Source organism: Pseudoalteromonas caenipelagi (assembly GCF_013140855.1).
GTDB lineage: Bacteria > Pseudomonadota > Gammaproteobacteria > Enterobacterales > Alteromonadaceae > Pseudoalteromonas > Pseudoalteromonas caenipelagi.
Genome location: NZ_JABBPG010000008.1, coordinates 207,811 through 228,323, shown reverse-complemented (window position 1 = coordinate 228,323; position 20,513 = coordinate 207,811). Strand labels below are relative to the sequence as shown.

The following is a 20,513-nucleotide window of genomic DNA, read 5'->3' as shown; positions in this document are numbered from 1 at the left end:
GTGTGACTTACCACAACGTGTTATCGAAGACATACCCGCCAGTGACCAGCCAATACCCGCAGCCCCCATGCGCTTATTCGAACTTGAGTAACTTAAGCCCAGTTGCGGCTGAATGCCACCCGAGCCCACTGGTAAGTCAAACGGCACGTTATACGTGGCATTACCTGACTCATCAACCCTAAACTCACCCGGTGTGGTCAGCACTATGCCGCCTTCTTTATCATCCGGTAACGATAACGTATTTGAATCATTGCTTGGTGCAAAGTGTTGCTCACTAAATGAGTATAAGTCGCGATCTGCTTTCGGCTGAGCAATGTTAATCCAAGACGTACAAGTGTTATCCGAAAAACACACTTTTATGCGGTAAACCTTGCCTGCTGAATTACTCAGACCAAAACTCGTCTCACCATTTGTAAGTGTGGCTAACTCGTCCCAATCAAGCGATGCAAAATCACAGTTGCTTGCAGCAGCACACGAAGCGCTTTCAATCACAACACGGGTTGCACCTGGCACACTTGGCCAAGTTAGCTCTGTGCCTATATTTTGTGGTGCAAACTCGATGTCTATAATTTTTATACGCTGCTCTGTTTCTCGATACTTGTTACATATAAGCGGGTTACTTGCTTCACATACTCTTATATAGAAGAAATAAGTACCGAACGTTGAAAGAGGGCTATTAGGTTGGTATTCAACCAACTGTGATGAATTAGGTGCTTTGACCCAGTAGGTTGCAACAACATCAGATGTAAAAAGCTCTGGCATCGCCCAATCAAAGGTTACACCATGGTTTTCACCAGCACTGAGCACATCAAACCGTGTTACTTGAGGTAATACATCTCCTCCCACATTATAAGTTACCCCTCCGGTTCGACTTGCACATCGGCCATCAAGACTGCAAGGAACCACTTGTACTAAGTGATCTCCGCGTCTATAAAGAGGTCCCCTTTCTATCGCAAAATGGTCTCCGTCAGTAATTTCTGCAGCTGTAAGCTTACGCCTCCAAAGCAAAGGCATATCCTGAGGCTTTGTGATATATATGTCATAGACCAGTTCGTCATCATAATATGCTGGTTTTTGCCAAAATATTTTAACCTTATCGCCATAGGTTAACTTCGTTGCACTTAACGACAAGTTATCAACCGCCACTAAATCTAACGGCACTTTAATATCAAATGTAAACGGTTCACTGTCGTAGTATTTATCAGCTCTGAAAACAATTGTATGTTGCCCCGCAGGCAGTAGCCCAAAGCTATAATTAAACAACTGTCCATCGTCACTGCTTAAGGTTATCCATTCACCATCATTTATTTTTGCTTCTAGCTGTTTTAATTGGCCGCCATTTTGGGTTTGTATTTTTACGATAACTGCTTGGTCAACATACCCTACTTTATTATTTACACCAGTATAGGTGACATCATATTTGACCTCAGCAGGCTTCGAGTTAATGCGCACGGCTTGACTTCTCGGCCCACAGTTAACTTCAAAACCACCGGTTTCGTTATATGGATTACATGCTCTAACTGTTACTACATAGTCTTGTTGTGCAGCATCAAAGTGCATTTCATAATGAAAGTCGTTATCGTTGTAACGCCTTGCTATATATGGCGCAACACCAAACACTAGGCCTTGTTTTGTGTGCCCTTGTGGGTAATCAACTTCAACGAGATAGTAGCCTCGATCTGAGTCCACCTCCGAAGATTTTGGCCAACTTAGATAAACCGTGCTGTCAGGCTCCGTTCTAACAAAGTCATAAGGTGTGGTGTCACCTAACACACCATTGATGTAAACACCTGCTACTGGCTGTGTCGGTTTTCTATAAGGTGTCGGTGGAACGCCAACATAAACATGCACTTTTTGAGTTGGTCCACATACTTCGCCTGCACTAAGCCGATTACAAGCTCGCAGCGCAATATCATATTTACCATTACTTGATATTGAGATCTCTTTATGGAATTCATTTTGGCCATACTGATATGTTAGATAAGGTGCTGTTCTATAAATGATACCTTCATCACCATTTTCAATACGATATTTATAATACCCAGTATTTGGTGGGGCTATTTCTTCAGTAGCTTGCCAATGCAAAACTAAGTCTTCAGGGCTGCTGAGCACCAAGCTCTGTTGACTATGATAATTAGTCTGCCCAACTTTACCGATGGCTAAGCTATTAACTGCTTTGGTTGGCTGTCCATAAACCCTAAAAGATATCGGCTGGACCACTTCACCATTAATTTTTACATGTAGTTGGTACTGCCCAGGCTCAGAGATATTCACCGGAAAGGTAAATTGCGCGTTGCTGCTTTGACTGGTATGCCACACGCTTTTATCAATGCTAAATTCAACTTTATCCGTTGCTTGTAGCTGCTCTAGTAGCGTTAATGTAACTTGAGCACTGCCACCTGCTTCAATTACCCCCTGCTCGCCAAACACAACCTCAAGTCGTTTTTTAACCTCTAACTCTAATACTTCAGAGAATGGGCTACATATCTGCCCGTTACACGCTCTTACCTTGAACGATTTTTGCTCTGGGGTGGTAAAGTAAAATTCAGCACGATCTGTTGTATAAGTGTGCTTATTGCCATTTAGCCATAGTTCATAATGACTGGCATTGATATCTGTCGACCATTGTAGCGTTATTGTTTTATGTGTTGTAGGGTTGCTAGGTTGGTTGACCCACACTGGTTTAACTTCGAGCTGCTTTGGCTCAAAGGTGTTCATAATATATTGGCTATGTACCGGCAACCAAGCGGAGGCAAAGCTGGTTGCTGAGCATAACAAACACGCCGCTATGCTTATAGAAGCAAATATCGCACTTAATTTTTTCACGTGTTTAATCCTTTATGCTTACTTTGCTAATACGCTCGTAGCGACCATTACCAATACACACCTGTGTGCCTTCGATGGTTACAGGCTTTGCCATAGCAACCGCCGTTAAAATCAACCCGTATAATGCGTGGTCTTGCTCTTGGCTCATATCGAGCCCCCAAGATTGGGTTGTACATGGGGAGTCATTGCGCACAATGTTGGGCAAAATCACCACAACACCATTGTCGAGTTCTACCTGCTTTATTTTTGACGAGGCAAATGCACATGACGAACACGCCAAGGACAAAGCCAAAATATATTTATACACCGCTTAGTCCTTAATCTTCACGTATCTTACAAGGGCCTGTGCCGCAAACAGGGTGGGTTGTTTGTTTTATCAAAGGATAGGCTTTAAAGTTATAAGAACTTATATCTGGCTTAAAACAAGCACCATCCCTATATATCGACTTAGCTAAAACAGGATTGGCTTTATCTGAGTTATAGAAAGTCTTATCTTCAGTTGAATAATACAGGCTTTCGTGAAACAATTGCTCTCCAGTACAATTTAAACCCGAGTAATAAGTATCCACACTTTGCCTTCCAAACTGCATTCGTACTTCTTTAAAAGCACTTTGGTGACTATTTTCAGCATCCTTGTCGATGTACCTCCAGAAACCCAATGTACCTGATTGGTATAATCCTAATCGCGTCACTCCATCATGTTTATAAAGACCAATACTGCCGCTGATGTTGTTTTCTCGGCTGGTATCAGCCAACAAGCGCAGAGATTGAATACGCTCAACGTCTTGTGTATCTGCGCAATCTAGCGCCGAATGCACTTCAACGGCATAGTTTTTTGATAGCGCTGTAACAATCAGCGAGTACATAGCCCTGCCATCGTGAGTATTGAGCGAAAAAGCCCGGAGTTTTTTGTTGGTATTACTCGCACACGATATGGTGCTATCTGTCATTGATTCGGTTGAGAACAACACAGTATTGTTTTTAACTTCAACTTGGTTAACCAAGCCGGCTTGTGCAGCGGTGCTAGCAAATAGAGTTAATAAAATAAATTGGCGCATGGAGTCGTCCTGTTGGTTTTACAGTAGATTAGTCTTGTTTAATGGTGCAAGGGCTAGTGCCGCAGATGGGGTGCTCTCCAAGCTTGGTTCCAAAAGCGCTGGTTCCATAACCACCACAAGAAGAGTTTTTAGTGGAAGACTTTGACTGAACTCTAGTTTTTATTGTTTTATCCGCAACATAGTATTTGCCATTCGCCATAATCATAGTATTCGGTATACTATCTGGTATCACCAAATCTCCTGTGCAATTAGGACCAGAGTGGTATATGTCATATGAGGTAATAGTTTCTAACGTCTTTAAGCCCGTTTGAGCTTCATCATCGACGTAAGTTATTACTTTGGTAATATTATTAAAATTAACAAACGTTCCAACTCGCGTTTTACCATCTGCTTTATATACACCTATTGAATGCGACCCTGAGCTTTGCTGGATAGTCACAGCAGTTAAACTCACCTTTTGGGCTCGCTCTATTGTATCGATATCCCCACAGTCATTAGCTGACTCCACGTCAATACCATGTTGTTTTGTTAGCGCAGTGACTAGCAATGAGTAAGTTGCGCGCCCTTGGTGGGTATTCAACGACACCGTTCTATATGTTTTTTGATTATCTGCTGCACAAGCTGCTGTGCTAGGAGTCATTGAATCTGTACTAAACACAACGGTGTTGTCTTCAATTTCAAGATTGGTGATCAAACCCGCATTGCTAAAAAACGATGCGAATAAGCAAAGAATAGGGATGGCTTTAATCATAGTAAGTAGTCATTTTAGACACAAAGGCGACATTTTAATTTTATAAGCGAATAAAGCAAGCGCACAGGGGGAGAAAGTTTATTAAATAAACCAACTTTTAAGGGTATAGAGTCAGAATTAACCCTCAGTTGTCACTCTTATTATAAAAGTGACAATGATTGGGCAGCCCAAGACATTTCCACAATTGTAGAAATATCTTGCTTTTTAAAAATTCAGCCAATACACTGGCGAGCATGAAAATTGAACAAGCAGCCACACAGTTGGCTGAGCTGGGGCATGTTACCCGGCTCGAAATATATCGTATTTTGGTGCGTGCTGGTCACAATGGCTTGGCAGTGTCGGCTATTCAGCAGCAGTTGGATATTCCGGGCTCTACTTTGTCTCACCATATTTCACGCTTGGTTAAAGTAGGCTTAGTGAGTCAAACCCGCGAAGGCCGCGTGCTACGTTGCCAAGCACAATATCAACAGCTTGAAGGGCTGATTGCCTTTTTGTCTGAAGAGTGCTGCGCTAATAGCGGCTAAAAAATTTACCTTATATTTCGATAATTCTAGAAATATAAAAACAGGAGATAATTATGTCTACTTCAAAACAGTGGCAAAGTGCCATCGAGTTTTTTATTGGGGCTTTTATAGAGTTGGGCGTATTATTTGTGCTGATCAGCTTTATTGTCAGCATCGTTAATCACACTCTACCTATGAGCAAAGTGCGCGCACTACTGTCGGGTAATAAGGGCTATGGGATTGCAATGAGTTTAGGGGCAATAACACCCTTTTGTAGTTGCTCGACCTTACCAATGATGGTGGGATTGCTTAAAGCCAGAGCGGCATTTGGCCCAGTGATGGCATTTTTGTTTACTTCCCCCCTACTCAACCCATTTATTGTGGCATTATTTTGGGCCACATTTGGGCCGAGCCTTACTTTCATGTATGCATTTTTTGTGATTGTAATGGCGCTTTCGTCAGGTTTTTTGCTGCAATACTTGGGTTTTGAGCGTTATATCCGCCCTGAGTTATTTGCCGAGCAGCCGAATAAGAGTCCTCAGTGTAACACTGGTTCATCTACTTCATCATGCACTGACACCCGCCCAACATGCGCGCCAACAGCTGCTCACGAGCAACCAAAACAGTCCAAAGTTTCACTGGGAGTTACGCTGTTTAAAGGAGCGCTTTCACAACTCAAAAGCATGCTGCCTTATATGGTGCTAGGCATTGCTATTGGTGCTGTGTTACATGGCTTTGTGCCGAGTGAGCTGTTTGCCTCCCTCAGTGGCGTGCACACGGTTTTTCTCATTCCACTTTGCGCACTGGTTGGTACCTTTTTATACGTCAGAGCATCAACGATGATCCCCATTGCGGCATCATTAGTCGCCAAGGGTTTAAGTATGGGGGCGGTGATGTCTTTAACCATCGCAGGGGCTGGAGCGAGTTTGCCTGAGATGATCATGCTTAAAAAGCTGTTTTACTGGCCTCTTTTGGTCGCGTTTATCGGCCTTATATTCATTACAGCGTGCCTTACCGGCATCAGCATCGAGCTACTAAATTTGCAGCCATAAGCTGCGAGCAGCTAAAGCAAAGCGCACTATTGCCTTGAAATAATTAACATAGTGCGCTGTTGGTTTATCTTCAAATTACTGCGTTTTAAAGTGCTGCAAGCTTTGCAACAAGGTTTCACTCTCTTCTTGCAGCTGGCCTCCTGCCGTATTGGCTTTTTGCATCATTTGCGAGGTGTTATGCGATAAATCTTTGGTGGTAACGATGTTTTTTGATACCTCTTCAAGCACTGTGGATTGCTGATGCGTAGCAGTTGCAATTTCTACTGACTGCATTTGAATTTTTTCCACTTGGGCGGTTAATTCTGTCAGCTTTTGATGGATTGCTTGGGCATGTTGCACACTATCCTCGGCATGTGAGCGGTTTACAATCATTGCTTCTAATACGCGTTTGGTATTTTCACGTAGCGAGTTGATGATGGTTTGAATATTATGTGTTGATTCTTGCGTTTGTTTAGCCAAAGTTCTCACCTCGTCAGCTACAACCGCAAAGCCTCGACCATGCTCTCCCGCTCGTGCTGCCTCAATAGCCGCATTGAGTGCCAATAAATTGGTTTGGTCAGCAATGCTGCCGATCACATCAAGTACTTCACCGATGCGGTCACTGCTGTCATTAAGTTCGCTCACCAACACTTCATTGTCTCTAAAACTAGTGGCCATTTGATTGATCTGCTGATCGGCCTGAGTAGCAAGGCTCATGCCGTGCTCTACTTGTTTTTTAACTTCAACCGTTGCATCACTAGAACTTTGTGAACTTCGACTAATTTCACTGACAGCATGAGACAACTCGGTGGTTGCTGTAGCCACCATATCTAACTGTGCATCTTGCTCTTTAACCGCTTGCTCGGCTTTAACCATCATCTGTTGCATGTTGGCACTGGATGCAGACACTGAATTGGACACCCGCAAACTGTTTGAAACAATGTCGTTAATATTATCTACAAAGTCATTAAACAAACTGGCCACTTTGCCAATTTCATCATTGCTTTTTACTTCTAAACGTTGCGTCAGGTCGCCATCGCCGCTAACAATACGTGCCATGGCACTGGTCACTTCTTGTAATGGTTTTAAACCTAGTTTAATTGACCAAGTCAACACCATTGCAATCGCGACTAACAGCACAACAGTCATTAACACCAGCTGCCAAATGGCTCTATTAATTGGCTCATCAATTTTTGCTTGTGGGTAAAGAAGTACCAAACGCCAGTTCATCAGTGGCTCATCCATCGCCACTTTAACAACTGCAGCCAAATAGCGACTGTGTTGCCACTTAACAGGCACATAGGATAAATCCTCTGACAAATCATTTAACGCCGCAAATCCTGAGTTACCCGCTAATGAGTCGAGCTTTATTAGATTACGGTTTTGTGGTTTTAAGTTTGTATCGGGTAATAAGGTGATCAAACGACCATCGTCTTGGAATAAGAACGCATGACCAACCCCTTGATATTTAGTGTTGTTGGCAATTTGTCTTTGAATGGCTTCAAGTTTTAAATCTATGCCTGCAATGGCAATTCTACGTCCGTGCTGATCAAATATAGGTTTCGAAATAGCGGCAGATACAATTTGCGTTCTGCTATCTTCAAAAGGTTCGTTAACAACGCCTTTGCCCTTAGATTCAGTGAGCTGCCACCAAGGAATATCGGTGATAGGTCGCGTCATCACTTTTTGCGGTATACGGCCGCTTTCATCCCAGTACTCGCGACTGCGCTCGGGGCTATAAAATACACTGATGATCTCGGGTTCACTATTAACTATACGAGTAAGAAACTGATTGATATTGGCATATTCAGGCTCTGAGTCTAATGGTGCCCACGCTTGCGTACGACTACTTAGCCAGTTTTGCATGGTGGTTGAATCAAATGCGGTTTGTAACACTTTATAGCGACTTAAAAATAGCTCTTCAACATTTCCCGCTTCGGTTTCTATTGCACGTGCCAAGCCTGACTTTACGCGTGAGGTACTTTCTTCTGTTATGCGATTAACCGCAACAACAGACAGCACAATAAAAATGGCTGAAACGATGGCACACACACGCAGTACCAGGCGCCATGTGAGAGAAAGCTTTTGCAACGGTTCTCGTTGAGAGTTTTTCATAAAAGTTACCTAATTACTACGTAGATAGTTTGAGTGTTATTAACCTAAACACTGTATTGACGTATTCGCCAGTTGGGTTTCGAAAAATACAGCGATAGAACATTAAAGTAACCAATAAAGGTACTCGATTGTTGCACTCAATTGTTTAAATAAAAAGAATTTTTGTGTAACAGCAGGTGTTTTTATGATTGTTTAGTGCTGAATAAACGGTATTTTTGCGCCACCGTTATTATTGGTATTATTTGCGCTTGTGCTTAAACGAGTATTATTAAACAGAGTCGGCCAATCGAGTTGCCTTTACTGTTTAGCATACTGGCTTGCAAAGTATCTTGTCTAAAAAGGCGCGTAGTATACCAAGCACCAAGACACATGAGAAGGTACAAGAATAGATATCTAACCAGCATCATTCTAACGCCATATACCGCCTTGTTTTATATAAATAAAATTACAAACCCATCAATAAAAAAAGAAATTCATTGCGAATTGGTGAATATCTATGCACTTTACCATCAGTAAGAAACCACCACTGTAAAACATGTGTTTAAGCTTGGCTTTACACTACAACTACTTCGTAGCGATTCCTTCGTAGCGACGAAAATTCGCAACAACGTATACAACCATTCAGCTCCGGTTAGCAGCTAAAATGTACATTCTATTTCTATCAGTTCATCTGGCTTGTCAAAATCTAACTTGGGAAAGTGCTCAATGAGCCGATTATAGAGCCATTCATGCTTGCGTTTAATTTTATACATGGCATCGATGTGTGTGTCGTTTAATTGAGTATGTTCAATTAAACTTGAGAGCGCATTGAAAGGTAATGCTCGCTTTGGGTCTCCAACTTCATTAAGCGTTTGCAACTTAAACCACAGCGGATCTACGTCATTTTCACTACTGACTAACGAAACCCCTTGCGATATTAAAAACGGTATCAGTTCATCAACCACAGATTCTGGCCTTCTCAAGTCTTTTTCTAACACTTGTGTTATCAGCGAAAACCCCAACGGATTAGTATTTTTTAAGTTATATTGTTGCGCAACCAACAGCTGTTTTTGTTGCTCTATGGGTAAACGAAATAACATAGCGTAAAAGTCACTATTCAGTGGCGTTACCTTATCTTCAATTAACGTGTTAATTTGCTCACTAGTGTAAGGTGATTCTGCATACAGTTGTTCAAATAACACCGTAGATTCGTACCCGTCTAAATCTCTGAACACAGCTTTGAGTTTTGCGCTATTTGCCATGATCGTTTCAAAATTCTTTAAGCCATCTAAATTTAGCTGGTGATTGTTTAAACTAGAAGATATTGCAACGTACGCAAACACAAAGCTCTTTTTTGGACATAAGAAATCGCCAATAACTTGCCACCGTTTTCCCAGCTTTGTATTTAAATCGTCAGTCTTTATGTTGCGTATAGGGATACTCGGACGTATCGTTTGGTGAGCACAGATGTCGGCCGCATTGGGCTCAACTTGCAAACCTGAGTACCGTATTACTAATTCATCCATGCGCTTTTGAACACCCGGTGCTACTTCAAATGAATGTGAAGAAACCTCTTTAATGCGCCAGCTAGATTGGTCACGATTAATACCCATAAAAGTTTGTTTGATAAAACTAGTCTGACTATTATGCTTGTCGTCTAAATACACGGGGGCAAGTGCAAACATAGCATTAAACAACTGCTGAGCGTGTTGTTTTGCAAAAGCACTCAGTGAAACAACATTGTCGCTATTTCTTAGCGGGTGCTCAAAGAACAATTGGTTTCGAGAGAATTTTTGTAACTTATTAATAATACTTAAAGATCGTTGAAAATCTACGGCGTAAAGTGCTCGAGATAATTCGCCTAGCCAAAGAGTTAGCTCAACATCGGGGTAAAGGTTAAGCTGTTTATTAAAATCAAAGTGTTCAGTGTAAGTGTTTACCCTATAATCTCCTAGCTGATGTAAGCTAAGTTTGTCTGGTTCACTGATGGCATCATAATCTAGCTCGTCAATGCGCTGCATAAGGGCGGTGTGTTTTTCGTGATAGCGAGACAAGCCATTAACCTGCTCTACCCACATCATCGCTTTATCATAGCCGTACAATGCAGTGAGCGCTTGCGCTATTTGATGCTTGTCTGTGCCCTCAAAATACCAACCAATCGCTTTTAAACCAACAAAGTTAAATTTCATCCTGTATAACTTTTCTTGTGCGCGCTCAAACGCTTCACAGCTTGTACTGTCTTTTTGATTTATTTTTTCCGACTGGGTGGAAAGCTGCGGCGGTATCTGCTTTGGATTATTTGCCGTACTCACTTGATGTGTATCGTTCACAGACTGAGGTGCTGCGGGGCCTTGCTCTGCTTTTGAGGTGATGAAATAAAGCAAAACACAACAAGAAAGGATTAACAGCAATATAATTATTTTTCTTTGTGACATGTGTGAATCAGTCCATGTATACAAGGTAATTCCATTAGGTCTACTAATACTGCATGTATGTTTCTAAAAAGACAACTGCCTTTGGCTAAGATAGACCAAAGGCAGTTCAATAAATCTACAGACCTAGCGCTTTAATCTGCTCAGCAACCCGAACACCACTTCTAACAGCACCTTCCATGTAGCCAAGATATAAAGTATCGGTATGCTCGCCTGCAAAGTACACTCGCCCTACTGGCGCATAGAATAATTTCCAGTATTCACTTACCTGACCCGGACCATAAGCTAAATAGCCGCCTTGCGTCCATTGTTCATTAAGCCAATTTTGCGCTTTGGCTTCAATAAAGTAATCAGATGAACCGGGATACATTTGCTCTATTTCGTCTAGACGAGCATTAATAATTTGCTGATCTGTCCAATGCTTTTGTATTTCACTAAAATCGCCCGAGGTATACGCTATAAGGATCCCGCCTTCACCGCCTTGCCGCTCGGTGGTTTCCCATGTCCAACCCGTTGGTAAACTTGCCACAACGGTATCGCCACCTAATTTTTTATCTAACCAAAAGCGTTTGCTGTAACGCAATAATACTTTAGAGTGCGTACCGTAATTTATATTATCTGCAGCTTGCGTTAATGCTTCTGGCAAAGCGGGAGAAAATGCTATTTTACTTAATACCTTCAGTGGAACAGTGACAACTATTACATCAGATGTATAGCTTTTATTTGTTGCAGTTGTCACCATTATTTTGTTTTCTACTTGCTGAATGTGAGTAACCGCCTGATTAAGTATAATCTCACCATTGATATTATCTTTATACGCTTGCGTCATAGCCCGCCCGCCTTTTAAAAACCTAGAAGACTCAACATCATCATCAGAAACATTTTCATATACTTTGGCATATTGTGCTAAATGTAATAATGACAGGTCGCTCGGTTCATCAAACTCACCACGTACAAACTGCTCGGCCATTTGCTTTGCTGTTGGGTGTAACTGCAATTCATTTAGCCAGCTTTGTACGGTGACTCTATCGTATTCTTTAGCTTGGGGTAATTGCGCTGGGTTTTCTGGATCTGGCACTGCATCCGCCAACTGTTTCATGCTGTCTTTAAAGCGTTGGTAATCATTTACTACGGCTTTATCATAATTATTATCGAACTCTTTGTAGCTAACTAATTGGCCGTCTATATAGTATGCCCCTTCGTCAATATCACCGTCGTAGCCAACATCTGCTAGCTCAACATTAAACAATGTTGCATAACGGTGTAGTTCCTTGTGGACTGTTTCACCGTCAATAAGCTCGCCGCCTATCTCACCGGTTTGAGTGCCCATTTCTATCGTTGCGACTCGCCCACCAATCCTATCTCTTGCCTCTAGTATGATTACAGCAAAGCCTTGCTGTTCTAACTCATATGCCGCAGTTAATCCCGCCAAACCAGCTCCCACAACTATCGCATTTTTGCTTAATACAGCCGGCTTATCTACCTGCTTTGATTGCGCCGTTTTATTACTGCCACATGCCGTTAATATGATTGAGAATATAACGGTCATTACAACATGACGGAAAATATCCTTTTTCCAAAATTTCATTTTTATAAACCTCTTACTGTTAAAGTTAAATTAAAATCAATAATGCAGTTAATATTTTAAATACCACTAAAAATTAAAACCACAAAATGATATACAAGAAATTAAAATTAACAACAAAAATAAAATATTATTTTACCTTCCGTTAATATCACCTTTTAAGATTTTATAGCTACACTTTACAGACAAATAAACTTGGCTTGATGCGCATCAAGTCACAACTGTACAAACTTGCTAACGTTAAAGCTTCAGTTCCAACAAGGAAAGAACATGACATCGCATTTCTCAATAGAGCATTTATTAAATCGCAAACGGTTATGGTTACAAATCATTATTGCATTGCTGCTTGGTGTGGGTATTGGTTTGCTGCTTTCACCAAAAGGTGCCGCAATTGTGAGTCCCCCAGTTGCCGAGCAAATTGCTCAGTGGGTCGCGCTGCCAGGTAAAGTTTTTTTGGCACTTATCCAAATGGTGGTGATCCCACTCGTACTCTCGTCGATCATATTGGGGGTGGCGGGTAATAAAGACACCAGCTTCTTAAAAAAGGTTGGGATCAGAATATTCCCATATTTTGTACTCACCACTTTTGTTGCTGTCCTCATTGGATTATTGGTCGTCACGATTATGGAGCCGGGTAACTATGTTGATAACCAGTTACTTACCAGCCTTAATTCACAAACCAATGACGTGCAAATAAGTCAAATAGAAACCAAGACTCTCCCTGATCGAGTCGTTTCAATCATTCCAGAGAACATAACTCGCTCTACGCTAGATAAAGATATGTTTGCGGTAGTCATGTACGCTTGTTTTATTGGTATTGCTTTAACTACGTTATCAATCAAACAAAAAACGCTACTTCTTGAAATAACGCAAGCTGCACAATCTCTGTCACTGCGCATTGTAAACTGGGCCATGTTTTTGGCTCCATTGGCGGTATTTGGTTTGCTGTGTGACATTACAATTAGAATTGGTATTGACGCACTCATAGGGGTATCGGCTTATGTCGGCACCGTTCTTATTGGCTTACTGATACTGCTACTCGTCTATCTTTTGATAGCAAAGGTGCTGGGCAAAGTCTCGCCATTCAAGTTTTTAAGTGCCATAAGAAGTGCCCAACTGTTGGCGTTTTCAACCTCAAGCTCTGCCGCAGTTATGCCGCTTTCGATGCGAACGGCTGAGATAGAGTTAGGTGTTAAAAAACCCATCTCACAATTTATCATACCTTTAGGCGCCACTATCAATATGGATGGGACCGCGCTATATCAAGTTATTGCTGCGATTTTTCTTACCCAAGTATTTGGTGTGCAACTGTCAGATAATCAAATCATCTTACTTATATTGACAACGGTGGGGGCCTCAATCGGCTCTCCCAGTACACCAGGGGTCGGTATTGTTATTTTAGCATCTGTGCTTGCTAACTTTGGGATCCCAGCTGGCGGCATTGCGCTTATACTGGGGGTCGACCGTATCTTGGATATGTGTAGAACCGTGCTCAATGTCACGGGTGACTTAACAGCTTGTGTTGTTATGAATCGCTTATTGGGTGATGACATTGATATGCACACCCACCCCGTTACGCCTACATCGACACAAGCTTAAAGTTAATATCAGGATATTTAGGGGCTGTTAGCCTCTAAATATCTGATAAATCCTGGAGATTCAATATAATATTTGTCTGCATATTGAGAGATAATTTCCATTCCTTTGAGTTTTTTTACGCTGGTTTGAATCGCTGAAGTCGTCACCTCTGACGCCACTGTTTTTGAAAGTTCCTCCACGACCTGAGCGCTATATAATGCTGTTTTTTCTTGTCTGATCAATCTGAGTATTTCGATATCTAAATCTCTTAAACGTTTTTTAAGCCCCTCAAAATCACCATCTTGGATCATCAACGCTTTGATATAATCTGTGCCCTCAGTTAAAGATGCCTTATGAGCCATTAAGTAGGTCATCAACTTCATCATCCAAAATGGCGACTTATCTATTTCTTCATAAAACGCATTAACGGCAAGTGCGTCGTAATTTAAGTCAAAATGTTCTCTTAGCGTGTCACAACAGTGCCTTACAAACTCTTCGCCCAAACGAGGAAAATCAATCATAAATGCCGAATCATAAAAGGGCTTATCTTTATCAGAAAACATTGCATTGACACCCGAACGGCTAGAGCCTGCGAACACCACACAAATATCACTATAAGTATCAAGCGCAGTGCGCAGTGCATGCTGCACGCTTAAAAACTTCTCTGATGAAGCTAGGTGTTGAATCTCATCGATGATGATCAAGGCCTTATCACCACATTTATTGAATAATGCTTCGACTAATTGACCTATTTTAAAAAGTTCAGATTCGCTGGGCTTATGTGCATTTTTATCACTGAATTCAATGGTTGCTTTGCCAAACACATTGTTGCCCACCTCTAACTTTTTTATCTCGCTATTAGCAAGTTCGCTGAGCTTTCCTGTAACCGTCTCATTAAGTGCATTCAGGGTATTATTCAGAGCCTGAGTAATAGCAAGCGTTGGGCTATCAGGCTCTCCCCAAAGATTGATATAAACGGGGATAAAACCATTTTCCAAGGCTATTGGATATAGATCCTTAAGTAAAAACGTTGTTTTGCCTGTGCGCCGCACGTCTAATAAAGCAATACGACTCATCGCACCTTGATACACAGTTTGTAAATATGATTCGGCTAATGTTTTACGCTGAAAATGCCAATTTACCTTTTTCATAACTTCCCACCCTGCTGGTTATGGCCGTTTATGCACTATTATGGTTAGTATACATAACAAGACATAAATGAACATAACCGTAGGTAAACAATTTTATTAAAAAGTATATTTAGCGAGCAGGAATTGCTACAACACAATGAAATGTATTGCTTTTATGAAATAAAGAAGAAGGCTTTAATTTAAACGCAAGTCGCAAGCCCTATGACCAAGGGCTCGCGTGGCAAGCAAGAAAAAAGACAAAGCCAGAGCAACACTGGCTTTGTCTGTTTCGATTAGTTACCAGTGAAAAGAGCCTGCACTTCGGCGTTTGTTAGCGCCTTTTTATAAAAGCCGACATTGTCGATATCACCATCAAAGTGATTACTCATGCTCTGGTTATCGCCATCGCGTCTTGCACCTATCAAGATGTCCATACCATTACTTGGCATCAAACCTGATAACTTGGAGCCTAATTTTTGACCATCAAGATATAACGTAAACTCGTTCTTTGTGTGATCATTAACCAAAGCGGCAAAGTGCCATTGACCATCATCAATGATGTTTTTATCGCTACGAATGGTTCTATAAGCATTTCCCTCAAGGCCAACCCTGCTATACAGCGCCCCATTGCTTCCTGCAAAAAGATAAAACTGAACATCTGAAGTTGAGTTTTTAACTTTAGAGATCAAAGCACCACTTTGTGTGGTTCTAAACCATAATGTAGCTGTAAAGCTATGCTGTGCTGGGTTCACATCCATCAGCTCATGGCTGCCTAAGTTGACATAGTCATCACCATCAAAGTGTAAGGCGCCTTGTTGATAGCCGTCCGCGGTCCACGTGGCTCCCCCAACTATGCCATTTACATCCGTTAGAGTACCGCTATTTACAGCAACATTACCCGACGTTTCATCAAGTTGTAGTGACACCAAGTGTGCATAACTTTGGTCAAAACCAAAACGAGCTTCAATAACGTGATGCGCTGTTAAGTTATCAAAAGTATATTGCTGTGCAGGTTCGACAGATTCGCCATCAACACTTAATGACACTACTTTGTGTAACGGAGCTGGCACCATAGTAACCACTTGCTGTGCTGTGCGAGCAACAGAGATTGGACCATTTGGAGTAATGTCACCATTTTCATTGGCAAAAGTACTGATCCTGACAAATTTAGGGGCAAAATTAGCCGTTACTATTTTATGCCCTGTCACTTCGCAACGACCGTCGACAATCTGGTCGCACCCTTCCCAACCCATAAAATCATGGTCACTGTCTGCAATCGCGAATAACGTGATCAATTGATCCTCAGCAAAAGCATGTCCACAGGTTGTCGGACATTCAATACCATTAGGGTTACTCACTACACGCCCACCACTATTGGCTAACACCCTTAACGTTACATACTCAAGTGCACCGATATCATAGGCACCTTGCAAAGGTCTGATAATATTAACTAAGTCTTTCGTAAGTCGAGTGCCATCAATACCAAAATCATTAGGCATATCGGTGCCGGTATTTACAGCAGCTGTGCCACTGGCGAGGGCGTAAGGTAGGCTGGTAGTTCCTTCAAGTACAGTCGATGAAGTATTAAAGTTACTCACAACCACTACGTCACCCTCTACATCCATCGGCGTATCAGCTGGAATAATTAGGTTATTGGCGATCGAATGCGTTTCTCGGAGCATTCTAAAATCAACACTCTCTTTAACTGCATCGATGATGGTGTTGTTGATCACATGATGAGATTTGCCCGCATAAATCTGTTGCCATGGGATATGCTGATCGTACTCGTCATACATTTTATGATGATCATCATCAGTATTAAAACGCACTTGAATAGCCGCTTCTTTGCCATCTCGACCGCCTTTCCCCGCGCCTTTAATGACGTTGTTAGCAATTACACCGCCAAGATTTGGCGCATGTATTCCTAAGCCATATCCGCCCTCATCACCTCCTTCAAGCGTATTGCGATAAACATCACACTCTGTATTTGTTTGCAGGCTAATTGCGCCAATTTGGTCGCGATGATAGTTTTTAGTCGAAAAGTGAGTGACATGGTTATCGAATATCTCACACGATACTGCACTCGATTTTACATTGATCGAATCCCAACCAGTCCTATCCACCAGATTACTATAAATTTTTACTCCAACCAACTGACCAGCCATTGGCTCGTTATAATCACCAAAGGCAACTTGCTGTTGTTTATCAGGTGCTTGGTAATATTGGCAAATTCTTCTCTCATTACCGCCCATACCTGAACCCGGCAAATGAAATGGATCAGGGTGTTCTGTGGGTTTATACAATCGGTAGCCCCCATTGGAGCCAATATACATCCCCTCAGTACCCGTATGATGAATATAATTGTGATGGATACTCGCATTGTAAAAAACCATCTCGCTGCGACCGCTTGCGTCAAGCTGATCTATCACACCGTCATTATTGTAATCGTGCATATGCTCTTTTTGATACTGCTCAGGCGTGTCGTGTAATACTAACGGTTCATTGTAAGCATCATAAAACTGTGGCGTTTCATTTTGTTCTGCATAGCGCGCAGGGACTGAGCCATCAGAGCAATTGCTAAAGGTCTTTAAATTAACGCCTGATTGAGACGTATAGCCAACCTCAAAATGATCCAGCTCTATATCGCTGCTGCGTTTATAATAACTCACGCCTTTGCGGATTGTTCCGACACGACCATCGACTGTAAAACCATATTGATATGCCTGATTACCAGAGCCCGTGATCCGTAAATGCTGACTATTTAACACCTCAAACGCGGTATCAATATAACCACTGCTATCACGGTTTTTGAAAACAACCTGACCGCCCGTATTGATGAGCGTAATTGGCGCATCGGCACTGCCAGCTACGTTTTCAATTCTTAACTCATTACTTGCACCACTGGGCGCACCTTTAACACACAATACCGCACCAGGAGTCAGTAGTTCTGACGGGTTAAGCTGCTCATTGCCTTGGCCGTTTACGCTTGCGAGGCGACCATCAACGGTAACCCTCTCATTATCGCTCAATGTCACGGTATTCGATGCTGTACATAGGGACTGAGTTTTTAAGGCTGTGATCACACCCTCAACACGCGTATTGTTTATCTCACTACCAGGGACTGACTGGTCAAATAAACGCATATAAAAGGTATGCGACATCCATTGCTCAAATGTCGGTTCAAGTAATGTACTACCTACTGGGTTATTATTGGCTTCAAACTCCATATACAAATCACTTGTGCGCACACAGAGCTGGTTATTAGCCGCAATATTATCGGGCATAATTAAATATGAGCCAGCGTGTTCAGGTTCAATAACAACTCTAAGTGATGGGTTCTGTTTATCCATGTTTAGACTTAAGCCATCCACTGTGGCTTGGTAACGAATACCTGCAGAATTAGATTGCGCCGTGTAATTTGGATGTTCACTCAAATCATGCATTTGGTCGTCATACCAATATTCACCTGAGATGGCACCACCTTGTTTAATCGTATTAGTAACCAGCTGATGTGGGTCATTTACTTCACTGACGTAACCGCTAAAAGTCACGCGGTACATCTGAGCGGCGCTTGTTAGCGGCAGACAAACAAGGCTGGTTGCTAAAAGTGCCAGTTGAGGTTTAGATAAAGCCATTATTAATCCTTTTGTATTAAATTTGCTTATTCGGTAAACACCTCATTATGTTTAGATTATTTATTCTATACATTGTGTTTATCTGAATAACATTAACCCCCCCCCGACAATACACCTATATTTTATATGGGTATAAATTGTAAGATATCATTAATAAAACCAACGGCAAGCGAGATAAATATGATTTTTTTAATAAAAACATTTGCTTGGTAGTTATCAGAAAATACGCCAAACTATTGCCAATAAAAGAATACGAAATAAGACTGAGAAACTAAATTCACTATTACTATACAAAGCAGTGCGCTTTTTTTATCATTCCGAAGCAGAACAAAATTCCCGCTGCGCAAGGAGCAAGCATGGCCAGAACAATCATTAAGTTTATAAGCCTTATCATGGCTTTTTCTGTCATAGCAAATGACAATGTTACTATTAAGCCTTTTGAATTTGCACACTCCGTTGCATTTGAATCGAAAGTATTAAAGCAGTCTCGTTTAATTAACGTTTATTTACCAAATGGTTACGATGCAAATCAAAGTCTAAGGTATCCTGTTATCTACTTACTTGATGGCTCTAAGGATGAAGATTTTATTCATATTGCAGGGTTAGTACAGTTTACTAATTTCCCTTGGTTGAATATTTTACCCAAGAGTATTGTTGTAGGGATAAGTAACCTCGATAGAAAACATGATTTCACTACCCCAAGTAATAACGCACTGGATAAAAAAGAGCTGCCCACACATGGTGGAGCCAAAAACTTTATCCGATTCTTAGACGAAGAACTCCGCCCTTTGGTAAATAAGCAATATCGAACTAACTCAACGTCTACTCTCATCGGGCAATCTTTAGGGGGACTGTTAGCAAGCGAAATTTTATTTAACCACACGACGATGTTTGAGCATTATGTGATCATCAGCCCAAGCCTTTGGTGGGATGATGAGTCATTACTTGCCAGCAAGTTTGAACCCACACACTTTCCACAATCTGTTTATATTGGTGTAGGTAAAGAAGGCGAGATTATGGAACGTGTAGCAAAAGCACTTTATCAAAAAATATTGCCTAAGCTAAAAGATAAAACACAGCTCAAGTTTAATCAGTTTTCACAGCTTAGTCATGGTGATACGTTACATTTGGCAGTATACGACGCGTTTAATACTATCAATTATCAGTAGTCAATGTGCTCACAGCGCGCCGGTGTGAGCATAGCACTTAGAGCATAAACTCCAGTTAGTTCCTATAAAATTAACAAGGAAATGGGAAATTGCTACATTTTTGTTTATTGTTGCAAACAAAGTCATAAAACTGTCATTTTATTGCGCAATAATGCGCCCCACTTTAAATCAACCATTACTTTTGACCATGACACAACCGCCAGTACTGCTGAGCTTTTCAGCTCGTGCCTTAGATGAACATGCAGAAGATCAAGCATGTCAGCATGCATTGCAGTACGATACGCTAAAGCTAGATTACCACTCCTTAGGGCTGTCATTTTTATGCGAGCTACCTTTTGATGCTCAATTAGGAGATGTGATTGCTTTATATGCAACGCCAATCCAAGCGCGTTATGCAAGCTTCAGTGCCGAATCTCCATTAACTAAACAAGCGCTGGAAACAGGTCACCAAAGTTTACATCTAACAGGATACGGTGAATCAGGTGAGTATATTGTGCAGTTAAACTTAATTGGGCGTCATGGTATGGTAAAAAATTCGGTTGAATACAATGCATATATTAACAGTTCAGTGCAAGGTGACGGATTGTCTTCGCACAAGCCCCCATTGATATCAGGTTCTATGACATCAGCATTAAAACGCCATACAACTAACCTAATGGCGTCTTTACTCGCAATTTTTTAAACTGATGCTTATGTTAAAAAGGCTGAACGAGAGTTCAGC

General features: G+C 41.6%; 14 protein-coding genes. 5 read left to right on the top strand and 9 right to left on the bottom strand.

Translation table 11 applies throughout. The annotated features are described in order from the left end of the window. The 4 genes from HG263_RS22720 to HG263_RS17450 form a co-directional block, all read right to left on the bottom strand. A partial coding sequence (locus HG263_RS22720; RefSeq protein ID WP_171627381.1) for a SpvB/TcaC N-terminal domain-containing protein occupies positions 1-2,826 on the bottom strand: 2,826 nt, incomplete at its 3' end. 4 nt (positions 2,827-2,830) lie between these two features. Then, the gene (locus HG263_RS17460) at positions 2,831-3,133 is read right to left on the bottom strand and encodes a hypothetical protein (RefSeq protein WP_171627380.1); all 303 of its coding nucleotides are present in this window, start codon (positions 3,131-3,133) and stop codon (positions 2,831-2,833) included. A 10-nt stretch (positions 3,134-3,143) separates the two neighbouring features. Beyond that, positions 3,144-3,884 (bottom strand): hypothetical protein, encoded by a 741-nt coding sequence (locus HG263_RS17455; protein WP_171627379.1) that lies wholly within the window; start codon positions 3,882-3,884, stop codon positions 3,144-3,146. A gap of 28 nt (positions 3,885-3,912) precedes the next feature. After that, positions 3,913-4,635 (bottom strand): hypothetical protein, encoded by a 723-nt coding sequence (locus tag HG263_RS17450; RefSeq protein ID WP_171627378.1) that lies wholly within the window; start codon positions 4,633-4,635, stop codon positions 3,913-3,915. A 233-nt stretch (positions 4,636-4,868) separates the two neighbouring features. On the opposite strand from HG263_RS17450, the gene HG263_RS17445 reads away from it, so the two are divergent. Both HG263_RS17445 and HG263_RS17440 read left to right on the top strand, forming a co-directional pair. After that, positions 4,869-5,159, top strand: coding sequence for an ArsR/SmtB family transcription factor (locus tag HG263_RS17445; RefSeq protein ID WP_171627377.1), 291 nt, complete (start codon positions 4,869-4,871; stop codon positions 5,157-5,159). A 53-nt stretch (positions 5,160-5,212) separates the two neighbouring features. Continuing rightward, positions 5,213-6,190 carry a permease gene (locus HG263_RS17440; RefSeq protein ID WP_171627376.1) on the top strand — a complete coding sequence of 326 codons (978 nt, stop codon included), beginning with the start codon at positions 5,213-5,215 and terminating at the stop codon, positions 6,188-6,190. Between the two features lie 75 nt (positions 6,191-6,265). Here HG263_RS17440 and HG263_RS17435 read toward each other — a convergent pair whose 3' ends face one another. The 3 genes from HG263_RS17435 to HG263_RS17425 form a co-directional block, all read right to left on the bottom strand. After that, positions 6,266-8,284 carry a methyl-accepting chemotaxis protein gene (locus tag HG263_RS17435; RefSeq protein WP_171627375.1) on the bottom strand — a complete coding sequence of 673 codons (2,019 nt, stop codon included), beginning with the start codon at positions 8,282-8,284 and terminating at the stop codon, positions 6,266-6,268. A 638-nt stretch (positions 8,285-8,922) separates the two neighbouring features. Continuing rightward, the gene (locus HG263_RS17430) at positions 8,923-10,698 is read right to left on the bottom strand and encodes a hypothetical protein (protein WP_171627374.1); all 1,776 of its coding nucleotides are present in this window, start codon (positions 10,696-10,698) and stop codon (positions 8,923-8,925) included. A gap of 115 nt (positions 10,699-10,813) precedes the next feature. Continuing rightward, positions 10,814-12,283 (bottom strand): flavin monoamine oxidase family protein, encoded by a 1,470-nt coding sequence (locus tag HG263_RS17425; protein WP_171627373.1) that lies wholly within the window; start codon positions 12,281-12,283, stop codon positions 10,814-10,816. Between the two features lie 267 nt (positions 12,284-12,550). Here HG263_RS17425 and HG263_RS17420 point away from each other — a divergent pair, with 267 nt between their 5' ends. After that, positions 12,551-13,879, top strand: a complete 1,329-nt coding sequence (locus HG263_RS17420; RefSeq protein ID WP_171627372.1) for a dicarboxylate/amino acid:cation symporter — start codon at positions 12,551-12,553, stop codon at positions 13,877-13,879. A gap of 17 nt (positions 13,880-13,896) precedes the next feature. Here HG263_RS17420 and HG263_RS17415 read toward each other — a convergent pair whose 3' ends face one another. Both HG263_RS17415 and HG263_RS17410 read right to left on the bottom strand, forming a co-directional pair. Further along, entirely contained in the window at positions 13,897-15,009 is a 1,113-nt protein-coding gene (locus HG263_RS17415; RefSeq protein WP_171627371.1) for an ATP-binding protein, read from the bottom strand. A 272-nt stretch (positions 15,010-15,281) separates the two neighbouring features. Then, positions 15,282-18,623: a LamG domain-containing protein gene (locus tag HG263_RS17410; RefSeq protein WP_171627370.1), complete on the bottom strand. Its 3,342-nt coding sequence runs from the start codon at positions 18,621-18,623 to the stop codon at positions 15,282-15,284. Positions 18,624-18,979: 356 nt separating this feature from the next. Here HG263_RS17410 and HG263_RS17405 point away from each other — a divergent pair, with 356 nt between their 5' ends. Together HG263_RS17405 and HG263_RS17400 are read left to right on the top strand one after the other, a co-directional pair. After that, positions 18,980-19,792 carry an alpha/beta hydrolase gene (locus HG263_RS17405; RefSeq protein WP_171627369.1) on the top strand — a complete coding sequence of 271 codons (813 nt, stop codon included), beginning with the start codon at positions 18,980-18,982 and terminating at the stop codon, positions 19,790-19,792. 151 nt (positions 19,793-19,943) lie between these two features. After that, positions 19,944-20,474 carry a hypothetical protein gene (locus HG263_RS17400; RefSeq protein WP_171627368.1) on the top strand — a complete coding sequence of 177 codons (531 nt, stop codon included), beginning with the start codon at positions 19,944-19,946 and terminating at the stop codon, positions 20,472-20,474. The last annotated feature ends 39 nt before the right edge of the window (positions 20,475-20,513 follow it).